The organism is Bradyrhizobium sp. 154 (assembly GCF_023073875.1).
GTDB lineage: Bacteria > Pseudomonadota > Alphaproteobacteria > Rhizobiales > Xanthobacteraceae > Bradyrhizobium.
Genome location: NZ_JADPKG010000101.1, coordinates 142,579 through 168,497 on the forward strand (window position 1 = coordinate 142,579; position 25,919 = coordinate 168,497).

The 25,919-nt window shown below is 64.7% G+C and carries 21 protein-coding genes, 1 tRNA gene and 1 pseudogene; 9 read left to right on the top strand and 14 right to left on the bottom strand.

The window, feature by feature from the left end; all coding sequences use genetic code 11:
• Positions 1 to 95: 95 nt before the first annotated feature.
• Positions 96 to 3,401 (bottom strand): carboxyl transferase domain-containing protein, encoded by a 3,306-nt coding sequence (locus IVA92_RS23370; RefSeq protein ID WP_247277450.1) that lies wholly within the window; start codon positions 3,399 to 3,401, stop codon positions 96 to 98.
• A gap of 194 nt (positions 3,402 to 3,595) precedes the next feature.
• Positions 3,596 to 5,278, bottom strand: coding sequence for a cache domain-containing protein (locus IVA92_RS23375; protein WP_247277451.1), 1,683 nt, complete (start codon positions 5,276 to 5,278; stop codon positions 3,596 to 3,598).
• A 297-nt stretch (positions 5,279 to 5,575) separates the two neighbouring features.
• Here IVA92_RS23375 and IVA92_RS23380 point away from each other — a divergent pair, with 297 nt between their 5' ends.
• The gene (locus tag IVA92_RS23380) at positions 5,576 to 6,076 is read left to right on the top strand and encodes a hypothetical protein (protein WP_247277452.1); all 501 of its coding nucleotides are present in this window, start codon (positions 5,576 to 5,578) and stop codon (positions 6,074 to 6,076) included.
• 154 nt (positions 6,077 to 6,230) lie between these two features.
• On the opposite strand, the gene IVA92_RS23385 is transcribed toward IVA92_RS23380, so the two are convergent.
• The gene (locus IVA92_RS23385) at positions 6,231 to 6,830 is read right to left on the bottom strand and encodes a TetR/AcrR family transcriptional regulator (protein ID WP_247277453.1); all 600 of its coding nucleotides are present in this window, start codon (positions 6,828 to 6,830) and stop codon (positions 6,231 to 6,233) included.
• 166 nt (positions 6,831 to 6,996) lie between these two features.
• Between IVA92_RS23385 and IVA92_RS23390 the strand changes: the two genes are divergently transcribed.
• Positions 6,997 to 7,374, top strand: a complete 378-nt coding sequence (locus IVA92_RS23390; RefSeq protein ID WP_247277454.1) for a tautomerase family protein — start codon at positions 6,997 to 6,999, stop codon at positions 7,372 to 7,374.
• A gap of 18 nt (positions 7,375 to 7,392) precedes the next feature.
• Here the strand turns inward: IVA92_RS23390 and IVA92_RS23395 are convergent, their stop codons facing one another.
• Entirely contained in the window at positions 7,393 to 8,319 is a 927-nt protein-coding gene (locus IVA92_RS23395; RefSeq protein WP_247277455.1) for a GTP-binding protein, read from the bottom strand.
• Between the two features lie 3 nt (positions 8,320 to 8,322).
• Positions 8,323 to 9,813, bottom strand: a complete 1,491-nt coding sequence (locus IVA92_RS23400; protein ID WP_247277456.1) for an amidohydrolase family protein — start codon at positions 9,811 to 9,813, stop codon at positions 8,323 to 8,325.
• Positions 9,814 to 10,837: 1,024 nt separating this feature from the next.
• Between IVA92_RS23400 and IVA92_RS23405 the strand changes: the two genes are divergently transcribed.
• Positions 10,838 to 11,863 (top strand): alpha/beta fold hydrolase, encoded by a 1,026-nt coding sequence (locus IVA92_RS23405; RefSeq protein ID WP_247277457.1) that lies wholly within the window; start codon positions 10,838 to 10,840, stop codon positions 11,861 to 11,863.
• Between the two features lie 100 nt (positions 11,864 to 11,963).
• On the opposite strand, the gene IVA92_RS23410 is transcribed toward IVA92_RS23405, so the two are convergent.
• Positions 11,964 to 12,038: transfer RNA gene (locus IVA92_RS23410), tRNA-Glu, on the bottom strand.
• A 56-nt stretch (positions 12,039 to 12,094) separates the two neighbouring features.
• A complete protein-coding gene (locus tag IVA92_RS23415; protein WP_247277458.1) occupies positions 12,095 to 12,436 on the bottom strand; it encodes a hypothetical protein in 342 nt (113 codons plus the stop codon).
• On the opposite strand from IVA92_RS23415, the gene IVA92_RS23420 reads away from it, so the two are divergent.
• From IVA92_RS23420 to IVA92_RS23435, 4 genes are all read left to right on the top strand, one after another.
• Complete coding sequence (locus IVA92_RS23420) at positions 12,435 to 13,442, top strand: RluA family pseudouridine synthase (RefSeq protein ID WP_247277459.1); 1,008 nt, start codon at positions 12,435 to 12,437, stop codon at positions 13,440 to 13,442. The genes IVA92_RS23415 and IVA92_RS23420 overlap by 2 nt on opposite strands.
• 218 nt (positions 13,443 to 13,660) lie before the next feature.
• Positions 13,661 to 14,560, top strand: a complete 900-nt coding sequence (gene rpoH, locus IVA92_RS23425) for an RNA polymerase sigma factor RpoH (RefSeq protein ID WP_157328162.1) — start codon at positions 13,661 to 13,663, stop codon at positions 14,558 to 14,560.
• 21 nt (positions 14,561 to 14,581) lie between these two features.
• Positions 14,582 to 14,932, top strand: a complete 351-nt coding sequence (locus IVA92_RS23430) for a hypothetical protein (RefSeq protein WP_247277460.1) — start codon at positions 14,582 to 14,584, stop codon at positions 14,930 to 14,932.
• A gap of 127 nt (positions 14,933 to 15,059) precedes the next feature.
• Complete coding sequence (locus IVA92_RS23435; RefSeq protein WP_247277461.1) at positions 15,060 to 15,401, top strand: hypothetical protein; 342 nt, start codon at positions 15,060 to 15,062, stop codon at positions 15,399 to 15,401.
• Between the two features lie 55 nt (positions 15,402 to 15,456).
• Here IVA92_RS23435 and IVA92_RS23440 read toward each other — a convergent pair whose 3' ends face one another.
• The 4 genes from IVA92_RS23440 to IVA92_RS23455 all read right to left on the bottom strand — a co-directional run bounded on the left by IVA92_RS23440 (position 15,457) and on the right by IVA92_RS23455 (position 18,957).
• On the bottom strand, positions 15,457 to 16,083 hold the full coding sequence (locus tag IVA92_RS23440; RefSeq protein WP_247277748.1) for a peptidoglycan recognition family protein: 627 nt from the start codon (positions 16,081 to 16,083) through the stop codon (positions 15,457 to 15,459).
• A gap of 34 nt (positions 16,084 to 16,117) precedes the next feature.
• The gene (locus IVA92_RS23445) at positions 16,118 to 17,326 is read right to left on the bottom strand and encodes a GGDEF domain-containing protein (RefSeq protein WP_247277749.1); all 1,209 of its coding nucleotides are present in this window, start codon (positions 17,324 to 17,326) and stop codon (positions 16,118 to 16,120) included.
• Between the two features lie 589 nt (positions 17,327 to 17,915).
• A complete protein-coding gene (locus tag IVA92_RS23450; protein ID WP_247277462.1) occupies positions 17,916 to 18,527 on the bottom strand; it encodes a LysE family translocator in 612 nt (203 codons plus the stop codon).
• Between the two features lie 55 nt (positions 18,528 to 18,582).
• Complete coding sequence (locus IVA92_RS23455; RefSeq protein ID WP_247277463.1) at positions 18,583 to 18,957, bottom strand: response regulator; 375 nt, start codon at positions 18,955 to 18,957, stop codon at positions 18,583 to 18,585.
• A gap of 154 nt (positions 18,958 to 19,111) precedes the next feature.
• On the opposite strand from IVA92_RS23455, the pseudogene IVA92_RS23460 reads away from it, so the two are divergent.
• Positions 19,112 to 19,237, top strand: a pseudogene (locus tag IVA92_RS23460) (acetoin dehydrogenase); the annotation flags it as partial.
• A gap of 64 nt (positions 19,238 to 19,301) precedes the next feature.
• On the opposite strand, the gene IVA92_RS23465 reads toward IVA92_RS23460, so the two are convergent.
• Entirely contained in the window at positions 19,302 to 20,108 is an 807-nt protein-coding gene (locus tag IVA92_RS23465; RefSeq protein ID WP_247277464.1) for a lytic murein transglycosylase, read from the bottom strand.
• A 742-nt stretch (positions 20,109 to 20,850) separates the two neighbouring features.
• On the opposite strand from IVA92_RS23465, the gene IVA92_RS23470 reads away from it, so the two are divergent.
• Positions 20,851 to 21,087, top strand: a complete 237-nt coding sequence (locus IVA92_RS23470; protein ID WP_247277465.1) for a hypothetical protein — start codon at positions 20,851 to 20,853, stop codon at positions 21,085 to 21,087.
• A 177-nt stretch (positions 21,088 to 21,264) separates the two neighbouring features.
• Here the strand turns inward: IVA92_RS23470 and rpoD are convergent, their stop codons facing one another.
• On the bottom strand, positions 21,265 to 23,397 hold the full coding sequence (rpoD, locus tag IVA92_RS23475) for an RNA polymerase sigma factor RpoD (protein WP_247277466.1): 2,133 nt from the start codon (positions 23,395 to 23,397) through the stop codon (positions 21,265 to 21,267).
• Positions 23,398 to 23,773: 376 nt separating this feature from the next.
• A complete protein-coding gene (gene dnaG, locus IVA92_RS23480; RefSeq protein WP_247277467.1) occupies positions 23,774 to 25,786 on the bottom strand; it encodes a DNA primase in 2,013 nt (670 codons plus the stop codon).
• Positions 25,787 to 25,919: the final 133 nt, after the last annotated feature.

The following is a 25,919-nucleotide window of genomic DNA, read 5'->3' on the forward strand; positions in this document are numbered from 1 at the left end:
ACCCTGTATTATTGTGCAAAGTCTGGCACTGCGGGCGGGGATGTCAATCGGGAACCGGGAACGTACGCGGCGCGGTCAAAATTGCTGCACCGCGCTCACCACGTATCGATGCACGGCCGCTTCTTGCCCGTCCGCGCGGGCGGCTTCGGCACTGAGCGCAGGCCCGCCATGATCCAGCGCCGCGTCTCGGCGGGGTCGATGACGTTGTCGATCTCGAACACGGAGGCAATCGAAACTGCCTTGCCGTTGGCATAGAGCTCGGCGACCTTGTTGCGGTAGTAGGTCTCGCGCTCTGCGGGATCGGCGATCGCCTCCATCTCCTTGCGGAAGCCGAGACGGACATAGCCCTCCAGCCCCATGCCGCCAAACTCGCCGGTCGGCCAAGCCGCGGTGAAGAACGAGGCGTGGAAGCCGCCGCCGATCATCGACTGCGCGCCGAGCCCGTAGCCCTTGCGCAGCACGACGCCGAATAAAGGCACGGTGAGGCTGGCGCCGGTCACGAACATGCGCGAGACGTGGCGCACGATCGCGGTCTTCTCCGCTTCCGGGCCGACCATGAAGCCGGGTGTGTCGCAGAGCGAGACGATGGGCAGATCGAAAGCGTCGCAGAGCTGGAGGAAACGCGCGGCCTTGTCGCCGGCATCGGCATCGATCGCGCCGCCGAGATGGCGCGGATTGTTGGCAATCAGGCCGAACGGCTTGCCCTCGATGCGGATCAGCGCGGTGATCATGCCGACGCCGTAGTCGCGGCGCAGCTCCAGCACGGAGCCCTTGTCCGCGACGAGCTCGATCACGCGGCGGATGTCGTAGACGCGAAGACGGTTTTCGGGGATGGCGCGGCGGAGCAGGCGCTGGTCGGCGGCCTCCCAATTCGACACCGCGCCCTGGAAATAGGACAGGTATTTCTGCGCAACGCGCGTTGCCTCCTCTTCGTCTTCGACGAGGATGTCGATGACTCCGTTCGGCGCCTGGAACGAGACCGGCCCGACCTCGGCCGGATGATAGACGCCGAGCCCGCCGCCCTCGATCATTGCCGGGCCGCCCATGCCGATCGAGGCGCTCTTGGTCGCGATGATGACGTCGCAGCAGCCGAGCATCGCAGCATTGCCGGCGAAGCAATAGCCGGAGACGACACCGACTACGGGCACGAGGCCGGACAACCTTGCGAACTGCACGAAGGACGGCCCGTCCAGGCCGGTCATGCCGAGCCGGTCGGTGTCGCCGGGCCGGCCCCCGCCGCCTTCGGCGTAGAACACCAGCGGCACGCGCCAATCCTCCGCCAGCGTCAGCATGCGGTCGATCTTCTTGTGGTTCATGTGGCCCTGCGTACCCGCGAGCACGGTGTAGTCATAAGCCACGACGATGCAGCGCCCGCCTTGCGGGCCGAACTTCTCGGCGTTGACGGTGGCAATGCCCATGACGAGGCCGTCGGCCGGCGTGTTCTTGATGAGATCGTCGAGCTTGCGCCGGCGGCGCTGGGCCGCAATCGCGAGGCTGCCATACTCCATGAACGAGCCGGCGTCGACGAGCTGGGCAACGTTCTCGCGCGCGGTGCGCTGGTTGGTGTTGCGGCGGCGTTCGACCGCGGCGGGGCGGTTCTCGTCGAGCGTATTGGCCTGACGGGCGATCAGCTCCGCGAGGTCGGGACGGATGTGATCGAGATCGATGTCGGCTTCCGCCGCCGTGCTATCCGCCGCGACGTCGAGCGGTTCCAGAAAAAGAATCGGCTCGCCATGCATCAGCGTGACGCCGTCGGCGGCAGCGAGCTTCATGACCCGGCCACCCTGCTCGGCCATGACGAGGTGCTCCATCTTCATGGATTCGATCACGGCGAGCTGCTGGCCGGGGCGGACGATCTCGCCTTCCTTCACTTGGACGGTGACGATGGTTCCCTGCAAGGGGGCCGCGACCATCACCGCCCCTTCGGGCACGACTTGCGCGACGTTCGCCTCGGTGCCGTGAGCGCTGCTTCGCTCGCTCGCGGCAAAGTACAGCGGCTTTGCAGCACCGTCGGATGCGTCCACGAGCTTGCCGATATTGCGGTCGATGAAATCGGTCGCGATGCGGTTGATCCTGAAATCGGGATGCGCAAGCACGGCCTGAAGGAAGGCGATGTTGGTGACGACGCCGTCGATCCGGAACTCGCGCAAGGCGCGCGAGGCCTTCGCGACAACGTCGTGCCAGGCATCGACTGGCGTATGCACGATGACCTTCGCCAGCAGCGAGTCGAATGCCGCGCTGGTCTTATAGCCGGCATAGCCAAAGCTATCGACGCGAACGCCGGGCCCTGACGGCGGCTCGAACACGGCAAGCACGCCGCCGGTCGGGTGCGTCGCCCCCGTTTCGTCCAGCGTCTCCATGTTGACGCGAAGCTGCATGGCATAGCCGCGCGGCTTCGGAATATCCACTTGCGCAAAGCCGATCGAGGCGAGCGTCGCACCTGCGGTGACCGCGAGCTGAGCGCGGACGAGGTCGAGGCCGAGCACCTCTTCCGTCACGGTGTGCTCGACCTGGAGCCGCGGATTGGCCTCGATGAAGGCAAAGCTGTCGTCGGCGCTGCCATCGACCAGGAACTCGAACGTGCCGAGGTTGTCGTAAGAGGCCGCCGCGGCGAGGTGCTTTGCCGCCTCGATGATGCGGCCGCGCAAGCCATCGCTCAGCGAGGGACTCGGCGCGACCTCGATCAGCTTCTGGTGCCGGCGCTGGATGGTGCATTCGCGCTCCCAGAGGTGAGAGATCGCGCCAAAGCGGTCGCCGATGATCTGCACCTCGATATGGCGGGCCTGCCGGATCAGCCGCTCGGCATAGACACCGTCGAAGCCGAACGCCGCCTTGGCTTCGGACTGGCAGCGCGCATAGGCTTCCGCGAGATCGGTGGCATTGTCCACGACGCGCATGCCGCGACCGCCACCGCCGGCCATCGCCTTGATCACAATCGCGGCGCTGCTGCCGAGCGAGGCGAAGAAGGCTGTGATCTCCTCCAGTGAGGACGGCCCGCTGGTGCCCGCGATGATCGGCACACCGCAGCGCTTCGCCAATTGCCGTGCCGCAACCTTGTCGCCGAACAGCTCGAGCGCTGCCGGCTTCGGCCCGACGAAAGCGACGCCCGCGTCAGCGCAGGCTCTTGCGAATGCCGCGTTCTCGCTGAGAAAGCCGTAGCCGGGATGCACGGCATCGCAACCGGCCGCTTTCGCTGCCGTCACCACCGCATCGATGTCGAGATAGGCCCGCGCACCACGGCCGGCGATCTCGATCGCATCGTCGGCAACACGCACATGCAGCGACAGCGCATCGTCGGCGGGGTGGATCGCAACGGTCATGATGCCGGCCTCGGCCGCGGCGCGCGCGATGCGGATGGCGATCTCGCCGCGGTTGGCGATCAGGAGCTTCTTGAACGACATGCAACGGTCTCCTTGCCCGCGAGGCCCGGCGCGGGTCGGCAGGTTCGATGATCCTGCTTCTTCACTTTAACCGCAGCGGTCAAGAGCGAGAAGGACGGTCGCAATGACCGCTCCCGCAGGCCGGAATTTCGATCCAGTCGCATGCGCCGTGACGAGGCCAATAGTCCACGTCACGGCAGACGGATCGGCGACGATCAGGCCGCCCGCACGCCCGCAACGAAGACGCTGACCTCGTTCTCCAGCGATTGCAGCTTCTGCGTCAGCCGGCCGCTCGATTGCAGCACGAGACCGGCGGCCTGGCCTGTCGCCGCCGTGGCATCGGTGACGCCGGAGATATTTTGCGAGACCTGGTCGGTACCGGCGGCCGCCTCCTGCACGCTGTGGGCGATCGCCTGGGTCGCAGCGCCCTGCTCCTCGACCGCCGCTGCGATCGACGAGGAGATCTCGTTGACCTCCATGATGGTTTTGCGAATGCTCTCGATGTTGCCAACCACCTGGTTGGTCTCGGCCTGGATCGCGGTGATCTGCGCCCCGATCTCGTCGGTCGCCTTGGCGGTCTGGCTCGCCAGCGATTTCACTTCGCTCGCGACCACCGCAAAGCCCTTGCCGGCTTCGCCGGCGCGCGCTGCCTCGATGGTGGCGTTGAGCGCGAGCAGATTGGTCTGCGAGGCGATCTGATTGATGAGGTCGATGACCTCGCCGATCTTGTGCGCGGCGGCGGCCAGTCCCTGCACGGTGTCGTTGGTGCGCTGACCATCGGCGGCGGCCTTGTCGGCCACGCTGGCGGCCTGCGCGACGCGCTGGCTGATTTCGGCGATCGAGGACGACAGCTCGCCGGCGGCCGAGGCCACCGTCTGCACGTTGCTCGAGGCCTGCTGGCAGGCGGTGGCGACGAAGCTCGCGCGGTCGGTCGCCTTGTTCGCGGTCTCCGCCATGCCCTGCGCGGCCTGCTGCATCGCGCGCGCCTCGTTGAAGACATCGCGCACGACAGCCTGAACGCTTGCCTCGAACTTGCCGGCAAGATCGGCCATCGCCCTGCGCTTCTCGTCGTCGGCCTTCTGCTTCAACTCCTGCTGCTCGTCATGCATCCGGCTGACCGCCGACGCATTGTCCTTGAATATGGCGAGCGCCTTGGCGAGCCCGCCAACCTCGTCGCGGCGGTCGGTGTAGGGCACATCGAACGCGCTATCGCCGGCGGCGAGCCGCTCGGTCAGCCCGGTGATCCTGGCCAGCGGCCGGGTGACGCTTCGCCCAATCAGGAAGGAGGCGCCGAGGACCAGGACCAGCACGGCGAGGCATAAATAGCCGAACGTCATCGCATTCTGGCGGAAGACGGCGTCGACATCATCGAGATAGATGCCGGTACCGATGATCCAGCCCCAGGGCGCAAAGCCCTTCACATAGGAGATTTTCCCGACCGGCTGGTCGAACCCGGGCTTCGGCCAGAGATAGCCGTAGAAGCCCGCGCCCTGCTTGTTGACGACGTCTACGAAGCCCATGAACAGCGCGTTGCCCGCGGGATCCTTCATCCCGGAGAGGTCCTTGCCGTCGAGCTCGGGCTTGATCGGGTGCATGACCATCTTGGGGGCCATGTCATTGATCCAGAAATACTCGACCTTGTCATAGCGCAGGCTCTTGATTTCGGCCATTGCCCCGGCCTGGGCCTGCTCGCGCGAGAGTTTTCCTTCGCTCTCGAGCTTCTGGTAATGCGCCAGGATGCCGTAGCCGACATCCACCATGTGCTGCGTCTTGGCCTGACGGTCGGCGATCATCTGCGCGCGCAGGGTGGATAGCGCGAGCGGCACCAGCGCGACCATGCCGAGGAGGCTGATGCCGACAATCAGGACCAGCTTGAAACTGATGCGGGAGAAAATCATCGGTGCTCGCAGGAATTGGAAGGGCAGATATGTCAGTTTTATCCTGCGCTCCTTAGCAAAGCTTTAAGCATTGGCTTTCCCAAGTCTCCGCAAAATTGCGTGGGGACGAGTGCAGGTGCACCGCCCGGCTTCGCGGGCCTGCAAAGCTGGCTTGCATCCGAGATTGAAGCTTCTCAAATCTAGAAGACTTCGATATCGCCCCTGCGAACGTTGACTTGCAGAGGGCTCTGGCAGAAGCATCGGCGCAGATGATCAACGCCAGCCGTGGCGTGAGCACAGCCGAAGGCCGGAGCCTCAATGCATCAATCGACATATACCGGGTCTCTCAACCTTCCCGCGCTGAGCGCGGCGGAGCGGCTCTTCATCTGGGGATTTCGGGCGAAAGCACGCAGCGGAAGCGCCGTCCCGACGGCCGCCGAGATCAAGCAGGTGTACGACCATTTTCGCGTCGGCGATGCCGTGCCCTCGCTGGAATCCATCATCGAGATCTTTGCGTGCACGGCGCATACGGCGATCGAAGTGCACTGCCCCACCTGCCCGCGCATGTCCGATAGTGAGCACGGAGTCCTGCGGGCGATTGCCGCGGCCCAGCAGGAGCGCATCGGCGTCGCGCGCGAGCAGTTCGAGTGCTGGCTGCTGCCGGAGGGAGCCGATTGGGCGCTGGCGCCGGTGCGCGGGCTTGCAACGATCTTCCGCGTGGCAGGTCTCATCCTGCCCGACCGGCACGTCCGCTCACTCGCACATGATCGGACGATGGCCGTGAAAAGTTGGTTTGTGGGCAGTCCCACGCTGCACTGACGTTGTGCTGACATTTTGACGGCTTCTAGTCGCATCCGGCGCGGCCTTGCGCTATCAACGTCGCCATGGAGAGGCGGAGCTCGACGCCTTCCATAAAACCTCCAGACGATCCCGGCGCGACCACCGCTGGGATCGTCGTTTCTCGCATATCCACCTAGCCACCCTTCTTACCCAGCACGAGGTCGATTGTGTGGGCGGCGATCTTGCGCAATTGCGGCTCGTCGCCGAATGCACGTTCGAGCACGGCGAGACCGCGCGTCACCGCAACGATGTGCAGGGCTGCGGCGGCGGGGTTGCCGCTGAACTCGCCACGTTCGGCGCCCGCTGACAACGTATCCTGGACCAGAGCAGTGATGCGCGAGACGAGGCTTGCAAAAGCCTGCCGTGCCTCTTCATCCAGCCCTTCGCCTTTGGCCGCGCCGAGCTCCATCAAGCCACGCGTGGTCGGACATCCCCGCGGGGGAGAGCCGGAGCGGAAGTTGCTGATGGTCAAGTCGAAGAACGCGGTGAGGCGTTTGCGCAATGAGCCCGCGCCGAGCGCCTTTTGCAGGACGAGGAGATAATCGCCTGCGTAGCGTTCATAGGCTTGCAAGAACAGCGCCTCCTTGCTGCCGAACGCATTGTAGAGGCTGCCGCGCTGGACGCCGGCATCACGCGCGATGTCCGACAGCGACGTGCCGCGCACACCCTTGCGCCAGAACTGCTCGAACGCGATGCGCAGGACGTCGTCGTGGTCGAACTCGCGCGGTCTCAATGGCGATCCTCTTTAACTGCCGGTCCTGACTTGGCCGATGGTATTTGACAAGGTGTCAAGAACGTGATTTCTTGACAACTACGTCAAAAACAAATTGATCGCCAGCATCGTCTATGCGCCGGCCCGCTAGCAGGCGGTCGCGCCGAAAACCAAAAGGGCAATCCCGATGCCTCTGCTCCACATCTCGATGCGCGCCGGCAAGCCGGAAGCCTATCGGCAGGCGATCCTCGACGGTCTCTACGGCGCCATGCGCGAGACGCTGAACGTGCCCGAGGGCGACCAATTCATGACTATCAGCGAGCTCGCGCCCGCGAATTTCCGCTGCGGCAACGCCTACGGCGTCCAGCGCAGCGATGACGCCGTGCTGATCCAGATCACGGTGTTCGCCTCGCGCACCGCAGAGCAGAAGATGGCGCTGTATCGCCGGATCGCGGACCTGCTCGGCGAAAGCCCGGGCATCCGGCCCGCGGACGTGTTCGTGAACGTGCTCGATGCGCCCAAGGAGAACTGGTCCGTCGGAAACGGCATCGCGCAATTCGCCTGATTGGTACGAGTTGCAGCTTCAGCCTGCAACGCACGCCTCCATGATTCCATCCAGCTCCGCCTTCGAGAGCACCCCGAGCTCGGCGATGAAAACGATGCGTGCTCGCGGCACGCCTGGTGCCGGCGCTTCACCCGGCACCAGCGTGGCGCGGCCGGAGGCGAATTGAAACACCATCAGGCGGCCGGGCTGCTCGATAGTCTCGAACAGACCTTTGGCGCGCGCCAGCTTTGGCGCAAGGCGGCTGATGGCCTGCTGCAAACGCGGCAGCGAGATGGGCTGCTCCGAGGTCCAGCTCAGCGTCTCGAAGCGCTCCTCGGCGGGACGTTTCGGCCCGGGCTCGCGCAGCGCGGGCGCGCGGTCGACATTCGCAGGAAACAGCAGCGCGGCAGGAATCTCGCCATGGTTCGCATCGACGACCGCGGCAGGGACGCGCTGTGCCCGGATGGCCTCGCGCATGCGCAGCCCTGCGCTGGCATCCGCCAGATCCAGCTTGGTCAACGCCACGATATCAGCAACGCGCAATTGCGACCGCTGGAGCGCATCCTCCAGGGAGGCCGTCGGTGCCGTCGCATCCATCACGCAGAGCACTGTCTCTAGCGGCGCCTCGCGCAGGATCACCGGATCCATCAGATTGCGCACGATGTCGACGGGATCCGCGACGCCGCTGGTCTCGATGACGATATATTCGGGCTTAGGATCACGCCGCAGCAACGTCGACAGCGTGCGCAAGAGATCTCCTTCGAGCGAGCAGCAGATGCAGCCGTTGGCGAGGCTAACCACGCCGTCGCTCGCACCGGCGATCAACTCGGCATCGATGTTGATCGCGCCGAAATCGTTGACCACGGCGGCAATACGTCGCCCGTCCGCATGCGCCAGCAGATGGTTCACGACCGTGGTCTTGCCCGCCCCCAGAAAGCCCGTCACCAGGAGGATGGGGACCGGCATGAATCAGCTCCCGATGACGGGCCGGCGCACGGGGCGGCCGGGCCGCGCCGCCACGTCCAGCACGCCGTCACTAATCAGCGGCTCGCCGCTGACGATCAGATGCCGCACGCCTTCAGAGGGACGGTTCATCGCCGTGAATGTCGCGCGGTCCGAGAGCTTCTCGTAGTCGAACACGACGATGTCGGCATCCGCGCCCCTGTCGAGCCGGCCCTTGGCGCGCATCGCCGGCGTGCTCTGCGACAATATCTCCGCGGGGATCAGCGCGCATTTGCGCACGCCTTCGAGCAGCGACACCGTCTTGCGCTCACGCACCCATTCGCGGATGAATTTCGTGAAGCAGCCGGCCGAGCGTGGATGCGAGGTGGCATCATCCGGCAGCGGCCAGGCATCGCCGGTGTAGGTCGAGCCGTCAGGCAGCGTCCACGGCATCGCGTCGGAAGCGATCGCGCCGCCGGGATACAGCACCGACAGGTCGAGCAGGTCGCGGTGATGCGCATTGTTCTCGGTGTCGAGAATGTGCCAGAGCACCAGCGAGGACGGCTCTTCGGTTTGCGCCTTGAGCAGCTCCTCGCGGTCGCGAAAGCGATGGCCGTCAGTCACCCGCTGCACCGAATCATAGCCGGTGCCGTTGCGCTCGACGAACTCGGGATCGCTGAAGAAGGCGGCGGCGAGCACGGTCGAGCCCGTGCCGTAAGGATAGGCCTCGACCGTGATCGGCAGGCCCTGCGCCTGCGCCTTCTCGACCAGCACGCGGCAGCGCTCGATGTCGGTCTTGCTCGATGAATTGAAATGGCAGATGTGCATGTGCGCGCCGGTGGCGCCGGCATAGCCGATCAGGCGGATATAGGCTTCCGCCGCGCTCTCAGGGTCGATGCGCGACATGAAGGCGACGTGGGTGAAGGTCGGCACGTCCTTGGCGGCCGCGAGCTGGCAGACCGCGGTCAACTCCTGCACCCCGGCGCCGGGCGCGTAGGCGTTCAAAATGCCGATGCCGATGCCGCCCTCGTTGAGGCCGCGCGAAAGGCGATCGAGGATGCCGGCGACCTCCGCATCGGTCGCGACGTTCTCGATCCAGCGGCGGTCGCGCATGGCATTGCCGAAAGCCTCCAGCGAACTCTCCGCATTAGAGCCCGTCATCGCGCCGATGCGCGCAAATGCCCAGTTGGCGGCGGCGCCGTAATTCAGCACGCGCCCCTTCCTGGCCTGGCGTTCATACCAGGATGCGACCGGCAGCACGCCGGCCTCGAGATCGAGCGTCGTCGTCACGCCGTCGAAGGCCTGCATGCGGTCGGCCGGGACCGACTGGCCATGCGCGTGCAGATCGATGAAGCCGGGCGCGACCACGAGGCCGGTCGCGTCGATCACCCGCTCGGCGCTGCCGAGCGAGGCGCCGACCGCGGCGATCTTGCCGTCCACCACCGCAACGTCGCCGATGGCGTCCATTCCGCTGGCGGGATCCACTACCCGACCGCCAGAGATCACCAAGCCGCTCATGTCGAAACTCCTCCGCGCTGATATCGCATCAAGGCAGATTCCGCGGGCAACGACCACCTCCACCGAGGCCGACGCATCATGCTTCCCCGGAAGGTCGTTTGGCAGCAGATCACGGAGGCGCGCTTGCAGCCCCGCGGCATGTTGTGCCCGAGCTGTGCTCTCCTCTTAACACCCTCTCGAAAGAAAGGGCGCCGGGAAGACCGGGCGCCGGCTGGCACCCATAGGACCCCTGCGCTGAACGAATGCACACGCAATGCACAGGGGAGACACAGGGCAGCCGAAACCAGGCCTTCCCTGCGCGATGGTTTGACGGCCTATGCCGCGCTCTCCCGGGAGCCGAATTCGTTCTGGCCTCCCTCGCCCTCGCAGAAGTCACGGACACCGCGCCGGTTGACGCCAATGCCGCATCCGCAAGAGCTTGACCGTAGCAACGACGGCCAGGACCACACGGTTTCGCCGCACGCGAGCCATCCGGCTCCGCCAAAAGGCCTCGCCGGACATGGGCGCCGTCCGCCTTCGCGGGACGTGCCATGCTCACGAGGTTCATCTCGCCCTGCACGCAACAAGCCCGCCTTTAACGCCGCCCGCGTCCACCGCAACTCCAGCCCGCGTTCGTGACGACGTACGACCGCCCCTTTGGAGGGCTGGAATGGGCGACACATACGACAAATCCGAATTTCGGTAAAGTGGAATATTTTTGCAAGGAAGGCTTGACGCCAATTTAGCTGTTTTGCCCGACGTCGGTGGGTCCCATCCGAGCCGCCGCCGATACCGCGCGACGGCGCGGCAATTTTTACGACCGGGGCTAGGTTGCTATGCCGCAAGGGTGTCGGAGGGTCATCATTGAAACGACGCCAGCCGGTTCCAGAACTTCACCGGACGCTCGCACGTCCTGCGGCAGCGGACGCGGACGCCATGATCATGCAACCAATCGCGAAGCGGCTCCGCCGTCTTCTCGCCTCCATTGTCATTCAGGGAGCTAGCCGGGGCGGCGTTACGGTGGGCAAAGTTCCCAAAGGTTCCTGTGATCATCCGACGTCTCCTGCAACGCGACTCCCGTCATGCCGTTTCCCGCCGCGCTCTGCTCGGCGGATTTGTGTCGGCAGGGAGTGCCCTCGCGCTCGGCGGATGCGCCGGCTTGGGTGCGACCGGCGCGCGCTTCGACGCCTCGTCCCTCTCGATCGACCCCACATTGCTTGTCACCACCACGCGCAAGCCCGTGAGCGGCGGTCGCACCAAACCCTGGTTCGGGCCGGAGCGCGCGACCAGCATGACGGTCGCGCGGGCGAAGCTGGTGGCGCCGGACGAAAGCCGTCTTTCTCTCGCCTCTGTTGGACTTGGCGATTGGCGCCTGGATCGGGTCGAGCCGGTGTCGGCCGACGTTGCCGATCTCGTTGCGCAGGCTGGCGGAGGAGACGTGCTGATCTATGTGCACGGCTTCAAGCAGACATTCGAGACGGCGGTGCTGGACGGTGCCCATCTCTCCGATGGGATCAAGTTCCGCGGCCGGACCATGGTGTTCTCCTGGCCCTCCAAGGCGGGATTGTTCGACTATGCCTATGACCGCGACAGCGCGATGTGGTCTCGCGACGATTTCGAACGCGTGCTCTCTGCGCTGGTGTCGGCCCCAAGCGCCGGTCGCGTGCACATCGTTGCGCACAGCATGGGAACCATGCTGACGCTCGAAAGCCTGCGTCAGCTCTATGCCCGCTACGGCGACACCGTTGCGAGCAAGATCGGCTCGGTCGTGTTTGCCGCGCCCGATATCGACATGGACGTATTCTCGTCGGCGATCCAGCGCATCGGCCCGCTCGCCGGCAAGATCACCGTGATTGCCGCGACGAACGATCGCGCATTGGCGCTGTCGGGACAAATCGCAGGTGGAATGACGAGGGTCGGCGCCGCCGAGAAGGCTGCGATCTCGCGGCTCGGTGTGCGGGTGATCGATGCGTCCCAGGAAGGCTGGGGCATCGTCAACCACGATCTGTTTCTGTCGAATGCGGAAGTGCAGCGGGTGATCCGCCGCTCGATCGACGGCACGACGGCGTAAGGGAGCGCGGTGCCAAGCCACGCCAAGAGCTTGCTCAAGCGCTCGTTGCGGCTTCGAGCAGTAAAACGGCCAATTTTGGAGTGCCCAGCTCGCAGGCAAATGGCGCTCCCTAGGGGAATCGAACCCCTGTTTCAGCCTTGAGAGGGCCGCGTCCTAACCGCTAGACGAAGGGAGCGTGAGGGTTAGCCAATAACCTCGAAATTTGTCCGCCGCAAGGACCCAGCAGCCGTTTTAGGGCTCATTGGCGAATTTCAACATTCCGGCCGGTTTCAAGGTGCGGGCATCGAAGGTGCGGAGCTCGGTGGCGCCGCCGATGTCCAGTGTGACCACGAGGCGATCGCCCGCGACGCCGGTGGAGACGATCCTGGCGCCCTTCGGCAGGGTGGCGATGACGTCGCCGGCCACCTCGACCGCCCTTCCCTCCGACTTGAAAAGACGGTAGCCCACCGCGATCAGGACGGCGCAGATCGCCAGCGCCGTGGTCAACCCCGCGATCAGCATCATCCGCCGCACCCGCGCGAACAGCGCGGCCTGCTCGGGGGTCGGTTCGGGAACAGCGGTTTCGGTCGTCATGGAAAGCTCGGGCTCTGCGCAAAGGTTGGAGGTTGTCGTCGCCGGCGACGAGGGCTCGGCCCGGCTCGACCGCGTGCTGGCGGCGCACCTTACCGAACTGTCGCGATCGAGGCTGAAAGCCCTGATCCTGGCGGGCGCAGTACACCTGAAGGCCTCCGCGGTCCGCGACCCCGCTTATCACGTCAGTCCCGGCGATACGATCACAATCGACGTGCCGGAGGCGGCGCCGGCGGAGCCGAAGGGCGAGGATATCGCCCTCGACATCGTGTTCGAGGACAACGACATCGTCGTCATCAACAAGCCGAAGGGCCTCGTCGTGCACCCCGCGGCCGGGCACGAGACCGGCACGCTGGTGAACGCGCTGATCGCCCATTGCGGCGCCTCCCTCTCCGGCATCGGCGGGGTGCGCAGGCCCGGCATCGTGCACCGGCTCGACAAGGACACGACAGGGCTGATGGTGGTCGCCAAGAACGACCTCGCCCATGCCTCGCTGTCCACGCAATTCGCCGACCACGGCCGCACGGGCGAGATGCGGCGCGGCTACATGGCCTTCGCTTGGGGTGTGCCGAACCGGCATCGCGGCACGGTGGACGCGCCGATCGACCGCCATCCGCATGCGCGCGAGAAGATGGCGGTTCGCCAAGGCGGCCGCGAGGCGGTGACACATTGGCAAATTCTGGAGAGCTTTGCTGGCCGCGATGGCAAACCCGTCGCTGCCCTGCTCGCCTGCGAGCTCGAGACCGGGCGCACCCACCAGATCCGTGTCCACCTCGCCCATATCGGCCACCCCCTGCTGGGCGACGCGGTCTATGGCCCGCATTTCAAGACCAAGGCGAACCAGCTCGGGCCTGGGTCGCAGGCAGCCCTGACGGCGCTGGGGCGACAGGCCTTACATGCTTACCTGCTCGTATTTGAGCACCCAAGAACCGGAGAATTACTGCACTGGGAGGTGCCGCTGCCGGAGGATTTGCTTCTCCTTCGAAGCTGCCTCAAAGCGGCGCTATGACGCAGCCCCTTTCAGAAAGCCTTTACATTACAAAAAGTTATAGCTGCCACACGGGGACGTGACGTCAGCAATCCTTCCCTTTTCGACCCCCGATAGGATATATTGCGCCTGCGTTGAAATTGACCAACGCGGAACATCGCAGCCCGACCGGCTTTGACACAGCGGTCGTCTGCCTGGCCCGCCGCTATCGGGGGCCTGAACCTTTTGGAGGGCGCACTATGGCCCGTACCGCTGCTTTGCCGGTCCTCAATGGAGAATCCGGCCTTTCTCGCTACCTCGCCGAGATCCGCAAGTTTCCGATGCTCGAACCCCAGCAGGAATACATGCTCGCCAAGCGTTGGCGCGAGCATGACGATCGCGACGCGGCGCACCAACTCGTCACCAGCCATCTCCGCCTCGTGGCCAAGATTGCCATGGGCTATCGCGGCTACGGCCTGCCGATCTCCGAGGTCGTCTCGGAAGGCAATGTCGGCCTGATGCAGGCGGTGAAGCGATTCGAACCCGAGAAGGGGTTCCGTCTCGCCACCTACGCGATGTGGTGGATCAAGGCGTCGATTCAAGAGTACATCCTGCGTTCCTGGTCGCTCGTGAAGATGGGCACCACCGCGAACCAGAAGAAGCTGTTCTTCAACCTGCGCAAGGCGAAGAGCAAGATCAACGCGCTGGACGAAGGCGATCTCCGCCCCGACCAGGTCGCGACCATTGCCAAGCGGCTGGGCGTGACGGATCAGGACGTGATCGACATGAACCGCCGTCTCGGCGGCGACGCCTCGCTCAACGCGCCGATCCGCGACGACGGCGAAGCCGGCGAATGGCAGGACTGGCTGGTCGACAATACGCCCAACCAGGAAGCCATGATGGCGGAGCACGAGGAGTATGATCACCGCCGTGACGCGCTGAACGGCGCCATGGGCGTGCTCAACCCGCGCGAACGCCGCATCTTCGAGGCCCGCCGCCTCGCCGATGAGCCGATGACGCTGGAAGACCTTGCTGCCGAGTTCGGCGTGTCGCGCGAGCGCGTCCGCCAGATCGAGGTCCGCGCCTTCGAGAAGGTGCAGTCCGCGGTCAAGGGCACGATCGCAAGACAGGAACAGGCTGCGCTGGAAGCTGCGCATTAAGCGGGCTTGCGCGCTAAAGGATTGGCGGATCGAAAGAGACGAAAAGCCGGCGGCAACGCCGGCTTTTTTGTTTGGGTGGTGAAGCGCAGTACTGCGGGATCGCCGGATGTGGTGTTAGTGGCCTGCCCTTTTGAGCGGCGGGTTGACTATCGCGGACGCTGTGCAACCTCTATCGCTGCCATTAACAGGTTTGCGGCGACGTCTTTGCCGAAAGTGTTGACCCGTGATCGGACCTTCGTCCGGCTCGCTGACCTCGAAGATCACATTCCCTCCGCTCGAAAGGACTTCCAGTCGGACACCGTCGAAAGAAATGTCGCTGGCCCACTGATATTCCACAGCGCGTTCTTCGAACGTCAGTATTCCCATGCCTGATGCCTATGCTGGATTGAGTGATCAACCTCACCCAACGTGGGTCGAAACCGAGCTTGCCTTGAACCCGCGCGTCCGGTCAACCGACCCAAAATGACCGGGCGACAACAATCAAGCCAATGGACGCACCGTGTCGATCATCCTGCAATCCACCGTCGGCGGCTTCGAAGCCCAGTTCCTGCGCAAGCTGCCGCTGGTCGAGCAGGCGATGCGCGAGCACGGGCTCGAGCCGTCGGAATTCGTGATCTCGAAGGATTATGCCGGCACGGCGACGATCCCGCTGATGGGCCCGTTCTTCTACAGCTACAGCGTGTTCTTCGGCGAGGAGCAATTCACCGTCACCGAACCGAACGACGTGGTGTTCCTGGATTATTTCTTCAAACGCGTGCTGGCCGCAGACGGCCCGCCGGTGGTGCCGCGGCGGCCGGGATTGATCCAGCGGCTTTTCGGCTGGATGTCGCCGGCGGTTTAGCTCGTCCCGGCCGCTGGTCATTCACCTTCCGCAAGCGGGGCGAGGAGCGCACTTGCTACTCCCCCCAAACCCTCGCCAGCGTCGCGAGCCAGCAGCCTTCGCAATAGCGGGCATCCTTGTAGTCGATCCAATTGTGCGCGTAGACGCGATCGGCCGGGATGCCGTAGCGCATGCGCAGCACCTTAACGAGGATCTTCCAGGCCGCGACCTGCGCCTCGGTCGGCCCGGCCGCGACGTCAGGATAATTTCCGGCGAACTCGACGCCGATCGAATTGTCGCGCACGACCTGGCGATAGGTCGACCTGTTGTCGATGTATTTGTTGTCGTTGCGGTTGGCGCCGTCGCCATGGGTCGGCACCAAATTCTCCGCCGCCGCCCAATAGACCGTGCCGTCGGTCTCGACCCACACCGTGACCCCGCGCCGGGTCGGGTTCTTCGCCTGCGCCAGCGCGCCGCCCCGCGCCGAACCGGCCGGCCCCTCGGTCTGGTGCACGATGATGTTGCGCCAACGGTTTGCGCTGTCGACGTCGCGCCATGGTGCCAGCCACACGATCTTCAGGCCGGGAATCTCGGGCGTGCCGGAGGCGCGCGCGAGTTTTTCGAGCTCGGCATCCTCAGCGGCGGCGGGGATGGTCAGATACAGAGCGGCGAGAACGGCCGCGAGCAGGCGGGACATCGTGATGCGGGTCCAATGCGACCCCTGATGTAGCACGCCCTTACGCGAAGTTGTGCGCGGCCTCACCTCGACCGATCGGCTCGGGCGAGAGCGGCGGGGCCGGATCGTAGACGGCAAGATCGTTCTTGCCGTTCTTCTTGGCAGCGTAGAGGGCGTGGTCGGCACGCGCGATCAGGCGGTCCGGGAATTGACCGATGCCGCGGTCCCACTGCGCAACCCCAATCGAGATCGCGATCGGAATGTCGCGGCCGGTGCAGGCCGCGGCGTCCTGACGGCAGACCTCGAGCACGCGGCGGGCGATCGCGGCAGCCTCGCGCAGCGACGACGACGGCAGCACGATGCAGAACTCGTCGCCGCCGGTACGAGCCAGCATGTCGCCGGGCCTTAGGCGCGTCTGCGCCATCAGCGTGAAGTGCTTCAGGCAGGCGTCGCCCGCGGCATGGCCATGGGTATCGTTGATGGTCTTGAAGCCGTCGAGATCGATCACCAGCAGCGAGAACGGCGCGCCGCCGCGCTCCGAGCGCGCGCATTCCTCGGTCAGGCGCTGCAGCAGATGCCGCCTGTTGGCGACGCCGGTGAGATCGTCGAGCAGCGCGAGGTCGGCAACCTCGTTGCGCAAGCTGTCCATTGCCAGCAGCAGGAAACCGAAATTCAGCGTCATCGACAGGAACAGCAGCCCCAGCACCATGATGGCATGGGTCTGGCCGCCGGCCCGCGCCGAGAGATCGTGGCCAAGCAGATTGCCCACCATACGGGCGGACAGGATCGCGATGATGCTGAGGATGACGATGCCGGACAGCCGCGCGCCGGGGCTGACACGCCCCTCCGGCGACAGCAGGAGGCGCAGCGCCAGCGCCAACGGCAAGGCTTGGCCGAGCGTGTAGCTGAGCATGCGCAGCTGCATGTGCTCGAAGCCGACCGTAAAGACCACGACGCCGGTGAGGCTCAAGCCTCCCGTTGCGGTCATGAGACGCCACGAGACCGGCCGGTCATAGAAGCGCTGAATGCCCATGGCGGCGAGGCAGCTCGCGGCAATGACGCCGGCTGCGCCGAGCAGAAGCGGCAGGGGCGAGGCGACGAACAGACGGATCAGGGCCGTCATGGCGCCGGCCGCGCCGACGAAGGACGAGGCCATCCACAATCGCGCGGCTGCGAATTTCGGATAGGAGCGCGTCACGTAGGCCCAGATCACACCGAGCGCCAGGAAGTTGACGACGAAGACCGTCCACAATGTCGGTACGTTCAGCATGGCGCGTGCAGCACGCGCAGCGTCGCGCCCCCCGTCCCTGGCAGCCGTCCGTCCATCACCCATCCCCGTTTTCTTCCGGCGACAATGCGCGAGTTGCGCTTAATGGAGTCTCACTGCGACTCTTGAAAACGCGCCTTTGGTTTTGGATTCATGAACGGCGCCTGGCTGTTGTCGATCGTTAAGCCTGTCGCAAGCGACGGTGCGCCGACGCGGCGATGCGGATTCGCGCAGCAAAATCACCTGAAAATGCATCTGAGCTGTGGATAACACGATGACACAGATATGACGACGCGGGGCAGAGGAGCGCGAATCTGCTGAGTTTGTCGTCGAGGATGTTGCGAGGCTGGCCCTCCGCCGAGCATCCCTCGTGTCGCGTTCCCACCATTAAACCCTAAGAGGATACTATGGCTAAGAAAGCGAAGAAGGCGGCGAAGAAGAAGGCGAAGAAGGCCAAGAAGGCGAAGAAGAAGTAACGCGGCTTCTTTTTCTTTGCCCGGGTGGAGCCTCGCTCCGCCCGGGCGTCGGGCAAGATCGAGAGTTTGAAGGGTGGCGGGCGCAAGGCCCGCTTTTTTATTGGGAGAAAGAAAGACTACCGCTCCGCGAACGCCAGCTTGGCGCCGAGTGCGGCAAAGCCGGCGGCGAAGCTGCGGCGCAGCCAGGCCATGACGCGGGGCCGGGAGATGACGCGCTCGCGCACCGAGGCAGCGCAGAGGCCATAGACGACGAACACCGCAAAGGTCATCGCCATGAAGGCGCCGCTCAATTCCAGCATCCGCGCCAGCACATGGGCCTCGTCGAGCGCGATGAACTGCGGCAGGAAGGCGAGGAAGAAGATCGACAGTTTGGGATTGAGGATGTTGATCAGGAAGCCGGTGACGATGACGCGGCCGCTCGACCGCTCCTTGATCTTGCCCTCGACCGCGAGCGCACCTCGCTCGCGCAGCGCCTGCCAGGACATGTAGAGCAGATAGGCGACGCCGCACCATTTCAGCGCGGCGAAGGCGAGCGCGCTGGTGTGGAGCACCGCGGCAAGGCCGAGCATCGCCGCCATCATGTGCGGCACAATCCCCAGCGTGCAGCCCAAGGCCGCCGCGATGCTGGCGCGCGAGCCTCGGGTGAGCGCCGCCGCCAGCGTGTAGAGCACGCCGGTGCCGGGCGAGGCGACCACGATGAGCGAGGTGAGCAGGAACGACCAGGTCATGATTGGACGTTATCACCGCGCCTTGCGTCGGAAAAGCGATGGTCGGCAACGGCCCTCAGGACAGCTGCGCGATCTCGGCCTCGCGCAACACATCGAGCGGCGCCCACGGCTTGGCCCAGAACTTGGCACCGTCAGGCAGCGCCTGCATCAGAGGCCGCCCGGAGGTGACGACGACGTCGAGCTTCGGATTACGGTCCTTGGCGAGATGAGCGAGTTCGACCCCGTTCATGCGGCCAGCGAGCTGAACGTCAGTCAGCATCAGGCAGAGTGCGCCCGCATTCTTCTCCAGCACGCGTTCGGCCGCCTCCGCGCTCTCGCACTGGATCACGTCGTACCCACTTTCCTCGAGGAGAACGCAAAGCATCTCCCGCTGCATGTGGTCGTCTTCGACGATCAGCGCTGTTGCACGAAAAGGCTGTGCCTGTCCCATGAGCGGCTCCCAATGCTTGCTTCGTATCGTATGTTAAAGGCCCAAATCGGTCGTGGTTCAGTTCCATTCTGAAAAAATGTAAATCATAGTTCCCGCTTTCCGGACTTGGCGAGGAGATCCATGACTGCGATTCGCGGCGCCGCCGCCATGACCGGAGAACGCGGCGAAGACCACGCCGAAGGATGCCGCCCTGCGCATCATCAGAGGCATCGAGAGGAACGAGCCTCGCATCCTGATCGGCAACGACGCCCGTTTCATGGATCTGCTCCAGCGCTTGCGCCTGGGCGCGGCGCGACAGCAGCGCGACGCCCCGTCATTTGCGAGCCTAGTTAGCCATGGCCCCCTCACTGCTCCATCAGCCGATCCGCGAAATACCCGATCGTCTTGCGATAGACCACCGCCCTGTTCCACTCGCGCATTGCTTCGAAATTCGGCGTGCCTTCGCCGTAAGGCTGGCCCATCTTGAAGCCGCTGGTGTGGAGCAGGTTCGCAGTCGAGGCGAGCACGTCGGGAACGCTGTGGCGGAGGTCGACATGGCCGTCGCCGTCGAAATCGACGCCGTATTTGATGTAGGACGACGGCAGGAACTGGGTCTGGCCGATCTCGCCGGCATAGGCGCCGATGAGATCGCGCAGCGGCAGGTCGCCGCGCTGCACGATCTTGAGCGCGGCGAGCAGTTCGCCCTGGAACAGATCGGTACGGCGGCAGTCATGCGCCAGGGTTGCCAGCGTGCGGATCACCGGCAGCTTGCCGGTATCGCCCTTGCCGAAATCGCTCTCCAGCCCCCAGATCGCGACCAGGATGTAGCGGGGCACGCCGAACTTCTGCTCGATCCGCGAGAGCAGCGCGGCATGGCGCTGGAGCAGCGCCCGCCCGCCATTGATGCGGCCGGGGCCGACGCGGGTCGAGACGTACTGTTCGAAGCTCTTATTGAAGGTGTGGCGCTGGCGCCGATCGAAGGCGAGCACGGCGCCATCCTGGGTCACACCACTGAGCGCCGCATTGGTCACGCTCGCCGAAACGCCGGCGGCTTGCGCCTCCGCGGCCATGCTGGCGACGAAAGCGTTGAAGTCGCCGCCGCAGCGCGCGGCCTGCGCCGACCCACCGGCCAGACAGACGATGGAGGCGATGGCCAAAGCGTGTCTCAACATGCCGGAAAATCCTCTGAAGAATGAGCGCGCAAAGTAGCGCGCGATCATGCCCGGGAACCGAATTGGCGTCAAAGCAGCAAAGCCTCGCCGTGAAGGCGCGCGAGCTTGATCCGCGTCGACATCGTATCCAAGCGACGCGAGATGGACGATTGTCCGACACTCTCCTCTCGTCGTTCCGGGCGGCGTTTAACGAGTCGCGCGCAGCGGCCCGGTGGCCGCAAGCCCGAATCATGCATGACGCAACAACGTCGCAGCTCCATGGATTCTCAGATGCGCAGGGCGCAGCCCTTGGGACATGCACCGCGATAGTGGACCTCGATTCAGTTGCGCTGCATTGCGACGGCCCGAACAATGAACAAAGTGATTTGGTGATCCAAACTATTGTTGCGACGCGCATCAAGTCGGCATGCCGCGGCCAACGCATATCTGATCCGCCCGCTGCGACATCAACGCCGCCACGATTTGCCTTGCCATCGCACGGCGCCTTCGATAGTCTTCTATTTTAGGTTGTCACCCCCGCCAGCCCCGGGCGACACTGAAGACCAAAGATAACTGACGGCCAAAGATAAACGGCGGGCTTCGCGGCCCGCCGCCTACTGGGGTTCACATCGACGCCTGTCACTCCGAGGCAACGACATCTGATCCGGCAGCCGCGCCGGGCATCCTTGCCTTCAATGCATTGCCGACGTCGATAACCGCCGAAGTCATTTGACTGCGGCGCCCTGATCGACGACAAGCCGCCATGGCCAAGAAACCCGGAACCAATCCCAAAGGCGAGTTCGCCTTCTTCAACGTCGTCTATGAGGACGATACCCAGCGCTCCAACCGCCGCGTGCCCACCGAGCTGCTCGGCGGCCTCGACGGCGACGAGCCCGCCCGCGGCTTCATCATGGAGCAGGACCGCGAGATCGCCGAAAAGAGCGGTCGGCCGCCGCTCGAGATCAAGCGGATTGAGCGGGTCGGGGTGAAGAAGAAGTAGGCAGACATCGGCAGCGCTCACCAGCGCCGCATATTGCAGACAAGCAGCCGATAGAAAGCAGATGAAGCTTCTTGGCTGAACGCTACTGGTAGACAGGCACGAACAAAAACGGCGGGCTTGCGCCTGCCGTTTCGTCCGGATGGATGCCCGGGTCAGGCCGGGGCCTGACGATCGGAATTAATTATCCAAGAAGCTGCGCAGCTTCCGCGACCTTGACGGATGCTTCAGCTTGCGCAGCGCCTTGGCTTCGATCTGGCGAATGCGTTCGCGCGTCACGCTGAACTGCTGGCCGACTTCTTCCAACGTGTGGTCGGTATTCATGCCGATGCCGAAGCGCATGCGCAGGACACGCTCTTCGCGCGGCGTCAGAGATGCCAGCACGCGCGTCGTGGTCTCGCGCAGGTTGGACTGGATCGCGGCGTCGATGGGGAGGATCGCGTTCTTGTCCTCGATGAAATCGCCGAGGTGCGAATCCTCTTCGTCACCGACCGGCGTCTCCAGCGACAGCGGCTCCTTGGCGATCTTGAGGACCTTGCGGACCTTTTCGAGCGGCATGCCGAGCTTCTCGGCGAGCTCTTCCGGAGTCGGCTCGCGGCCGATCTCATTGAGCATCTGGCGCGAGGTGCGCACGATCTTGTTGATCGTCTCGATCATGTGCACGGGGATGCGGATGGTGCGCGCCTGGTCGGCGATCGAGCGGGTGATCGCCTGCCGAATCCACCACGTGGCGTAGGTCGAGAACTTGTAGCCGCGGCGATACTCGAACTTGTCGACCGCCTTCATCAGGCCGATGTTGCCTTCCTGGATCAGGTCGAGGAATTGCAGGCCGCGGTTGGTGTACTTTTTGGCGATCGAGATCACCAGACGGAGGTTGGCTTCCACCATCTCCTTCTTGGCCTGGCGTGCCTCGCGCTCGCCCTTCTGTACGGAGTGCACGATCTTGCGGAACTCGACGATCTCGAGGCCGGTCAGGGCGGCGAGCTGATGCACTTCGTGACGAAGGTCCTTGATGCGGTCCTTCTCGTGATGAACGAAATTCTTCCAGCCCTTGGCCGAGAGTTTCGAGACGCGGTTGAGCCAACGCGGATCGAGCTCCGAGCCGGTGTAGTTGCGCAAAAAGTCCTCGCGCGCGACGCCGTGGCTGTCGGCAAGACGCATCAAGCGGCCCTCGTAGGAGACGAGGCGCTTGTTGATGTCGTAGAGCTGCTCGACCAGCGAGTCGATACGGGCTTGGTTGAGGCGGAGCGACTTCACCTCGACGATGATCTCGTCCTTCAGCTTCTTGTACTTGCGCTCCTGGTGCGGCGAGAGCGACTCGTTCTGGAGCTGGTTCTGGATGTCCTGCTCCTGAAGCTTGCGCAGCTTCTTATAGCTGTCGGCGATCTTGTCGAAGATCTCGACCACCTTCGGCTTGAGCTCGGCCTCGATTGCCGCGAGCGACATCTGGTTCTCGAACTCGTCGTCGTCCATGTCGGACTCGGCGGCGGACTCGGCTGGATCCTTGTCTTCGCCGGCTTCAGTGCCACCGGGCGCAGGCGCGGCGCGGAACGGGGTGGGCGACGGCGGCGCGGCGGGCGGCGCGACATGCGCGGGGGCAGCGGCGGACGCGGTGGCTTCGCCACCCTCGGCCGGCGCTTCGCCGTTCGGGCCGGCGATCATCGCGGTGTTCATGCCGCCCTTGGCGTCAGGGCCGGCATAGGTCGCTTCGAGATCGATGATGTCGCGGAGGAAGATCTTGCCTTCGTTGAGCTCGTCCCGCCAGATGATGATGGCCTGGAACGTCAGCGGGCTTTCGCACAGACCCGCGATCATCGCCTCGCGGCCGGCCTCGATGCGCTTTGCAATGGCGATTTCGCCCTCGCGGGACAGCAGCTCGACCGTGCCCATCTCGCGCAGATACATGCGCACCGGATCGTCGGTGCGCTCGCCCGGCTCGCTCTTCTTGACCTCGGTGACGGCCTTCTGGGTGACCTCGACGAGCTCGTTGTCGGTCTCGTCCTCGCCCTCGTCCTTGTCTTCCTCGCCTTCGGTGTCGTCGGCTTCGGTGACGTTGATGCCCATGTCCGAGAGCATCGACATGATGTCCTCGATCTGTTCGGGCGAGGTCTGGTCGGACGGCAAGACTTCGTTGAGCTGATCAAAGGTCACGAAGCCGCGCTTCTTGGCCTGCTTGATCATCTTCTTCACGGCGGCGTCGGACAGGTCGAGCAAGGGCGAGGGCGCGTCCTGGGAGTCCTTCTCCGGCGCATCCGCTGCCTTGTCGTCCTTTTCCTTGTCCTTCGCCTGCAGCGTCTTTGCCTTGGTGGCCATCCATTGCTCCTCAACGCGCTTCAATGCAGACGGCGCGCCCCGCCTGCCTGAATTCACATGAACCTGTTGCTCGACGCTCTCGCTTCGGCAGCTCTCGACACGGAAAGGGCGGCGCACAAACTTCTCGCCACCCCCAACTTTCTCTCGCCGGATTTGCCTAACGCTTCGTGAGCCTCTTTGTCGCAGCGGATGCAGGTGTAGTGCCAACAGCGGTTGCGCGGATTCATTCCTGACGCGTCTGTTCTGCCTGCGGCCGCCTTCGGGCCAAAGTGCTACAAGACCGTTAAGCCTCGATTAACCCTGTTTCTGCCGCCAAACCAAGGATTTGGCGAGTCTTTTAGCGGTTCCGACCCCGGCCGTCCGCATGATTCTTTCATTACATGCTCTTCTGGAGCCGACCCGACAGTTCGCCAAAACCCTCGATCAGGGCCTCGGTACCGTCGACTTCGCCCATCCGAGCCTTGACGTCACGCAGCCACGCCAAATTGGCCTCGCTGGGGTCCTCCCCCAGGGCCAGCTCAGCGTCCTTCAGCTCTCTAAGTAGTGAATGCCATTGCCGATGCAAGGCAACCAGCTGATGCCAGGTGGCAAGAACGTCATCCCGCGCCGCGCCCTCCCGGGCGCCCCACACCGCCGCGGTCGTGATGCCGTTCTCAACCCTTTGAAGAACTTGCGAAAATCCGCCCTTCTCGAGGTCGCCCCGCATCTTCTCGGCCTGCTCGCCCGGGTCCGGTGAGTGGTGATGATCGTTGGCGAAGGCGGCGATGATGCCGGCCCTGAGTTTATGGGCTTCGGGATGGGCCAGCTCCAGGGCGGCCACCTCCTCCAAGTGCTCATGCAGCAGCCAGGGGTGGTTGATCAGGCATTGCAGGATCAGGGCCTCCCGGCGGGAGATGGCACTGCGCTGGCCGCGCATGATCGGGCTTGCCGCCAGCTGAGGGCTCGCCGCCTGGTATGGACCGGACGGCAGCGGGACGGGACCGGGCGGGCCGCGGCGGGCGCCACCAAATCCCTGGCCACCGAATCGATTCGCGCCTCCCCCACCCCTGGGCTGGAACGGCCGGCCGCCGCCACCTTGGCGGAAACTGCCCCGGCCGCCAAAGCCGCCGCGCCCGCCTTCGGGGGCAAAGGCGCGCTGGAGCCGATTGGCAAAGTCGTCGCGGTAATAGCGCCGCACCACCTCGTCGCGGATGCCGTTGGAGAGCTCCTTGATGCGCGCCTCCAGAGCGGCGCGGCGCTCGGGCGTGGCAAAATTGCCGCCTTCGAGCTCGCGCGACCAGATCATCTCCGCGAGCGGTCGCGCCGCCGCGATCACGTCCTCGATCGCGCCGCGGCCACCCGAGCGAACGAGATCGTCGGGGTCCTGCCCCTCCGGCAGCAGCGCAAAGCGCAGGCTCTTGCCCGGCGCGAGGAACGGCAAGGCAAGGTCCGCGGCGCGGTAAGCCGCCTTCTGGCCGGCGCGGTCGCCGTCGAAGCAGAGGATCGGCTCGTCCGCCATCTTCCACAGCAGCGCGAGCTGGCTTTCGGTGAGCGCAGTGCCGAGCGGCGCGACGGTGCCTGCGAAGCCCGCGGTGACCATGGCGATGACGTCGACATAGCCTTCGACCACGATCAGGGCGCCGCCGTCATGGGTGGCTTTGCGCGCGGTCTGGTGGTTGTAGAGATTGTCGCCCTTGTGGAAGAGCGGCGTCTCCGGCGAGTTCAGATATTTGGCCGGAACGTCCTTCTCCAGCGCGCGCCCGCCGAAGGCGATGACGCGGCCGCGCAAATCCGTGATCGGAAACATCACGCGGTCGCGGAAGCGGTCGTACGGCACCGGAATGTCGTCGCCGGCGACGAGCAGGCCGGTCTCGACCATGTCGTCAACGGACACGCCAAGCTTGCCAAGATGCTCCTTCAGCGCGAAGCGGTCGGGCGGCGCATAGCCGAGGCGGAACTGCAATTGCGTCGCCGGCGAGATGGCGCGATCGGCCAGATAGCCGCGCGCTTTGGCACCTAAGCGCGACGCCAGCGTCTCGGCGAAGAATTTTGCTGCAAGATCCATGACGTCATGCAGCGATTTGCGCCGCTGCTCATGCCGGGCCGCATCCGGCGTCACCGCCGGCAGCGGCAGTCCCGCCATATTGGCGAGCCGCTCGACGGCCTCGGCGAACGGCACGCCGTCGGTCTCCATCACGAAGTTGATGATGTCGCCGTGCTTGCCGGAGGAGAAATCGTGGTAAAAGCCCTTCTGGTCGTTGACGTAGAAGGACGGCGTCTTCTCCTGCTGGAACGGCGATAACCCCTTCCACTCCCGCCCCGCCTTCTTCAGCTTGACGCGCTTGCCGACGACTTCGGAGACCGAAAGCCGGGCACGAAGCTCGTCGAGGAATTGGGGCGTGAAGCGCATGAGATCCAGTCTTGCCCGAGCGAGATGAGCCGGGCCAAGATCAGGCATATAGGTGCCGCCTGCGCAAAAGTCAGGTTTGTCGGGATTATACGCGCTGTTCACAGCCCCGCGTTATTCCGGGGCGCGCAGAGCA

Coding starts and splice junctions, on each gene's coding strand:
- IVA92_RS23370 (WP_247277450.1), bottom strand. CDS start 3,401: ATGTCGTTCAAGAAGCTCCTGATCGCCAACCGCGGCGAGATCGCCATC.
- IVA92_RS23375 (WP_247277451.1), bottom strand. CDS start 5,278: ATGATTTTCTCCCGCATCAGTTTCAAGCTGGTCCTGATTGTCGGCATC.
- IVA92_RS23380 (WP_247277452.1), top strand. CDS start 5,576: ATGCATCAATCGACATATACCGGGTCTCTCAACCTTCCCGCGCTGAGC.
- IVA92_RS23390 (WP_247277454.1), top strand. CDS start 6,997: ATGCCTCTGCTCCACATCTCGATGCGCGCCGGCAAGCCGGAAGCCTAT.
- IVA92_RS23395 (WP_247277455.1), bottom strand. CDS start 8,319: ATGCCGGTCCCCATCCTCCTGGTGACGGGCTTTCTGGGGGCGGGCAAG.
- IVA92_RS23400 (WP_247277456.1), bottom strand. CDS start 9,813: ATGAGCGGCTTGGTGATCTCTGGCGGTCGGGTAGTGGATCCCGCCAGC.
- IVA92_RS23420 (WP_247277459.1), top strand. CDS start 12,435: ATGGAAAGCTCGGGCTCTGCGCAAAGGTTGGAGGTTGTCGTCGCCGGC.
- IVA92_RS23415 (WP_247277458.1), bottom strand. CDS start 12,436: ATGACGACCGAAACCGCTGTTCCCGAACCGACCCCCGAGCAGGCCGCG.
- rpoH (WP_157328162.1), top strand. CDS start 13,661: ATGGCCCGTACCGCTGCTTTGCCGGTCCTCAATGGAGAATCCGGCCTT.
- IVA92_RS23445 (WP_247277749.1), bottom strand. CDS start 17,326: ATGCTGAACGTACCGACATTGTGGACGGTCTTCGTCGTCAACTTCCTG.
- IVA92_RS23450 (WP_247277462.1), bottom strand. CDS start 18,527: ATGACCTGGTCGTTCCTGCTCACCTCGCTCATCGTGGTCGCCTCGCCC.
- IVA92_RS23455 (WP_247277463.1), bottom strand. CDS start 18,957: ATGGGACAGGCACAGCCTTTTCGTGCAACAGCGCTGATCGTCGAAGAC.
- IVA92_RS23465 (WP_247277464.1), bottom strand. CDS start 20,108: ATGTTGAGACACGCTTTGGCCATCGCCTCCATCGTCTGTCTGGCCGGT.
- IVA92_RS23470 (WP_247277465.1), top strand. CDS start 20,851: ATGGCCAAGAAACCCGGAACCAATCCCAAAGGCGAGTTCGCCTTCTTC.
- rpoD (WP_247277466.1), bottom strand. CDS start 23,397: ATGGCCACCAAGGCAAAGACGCTGCAGGCGAAGGACAAGGAAAAGGAC.
- dnaG (WP_247277467.1), bottom strand. CDS start 25,786: ATGCGCTTCACGCCCCAATTCCTCGACGAGCTTCGTGCCCGGCTTTCG.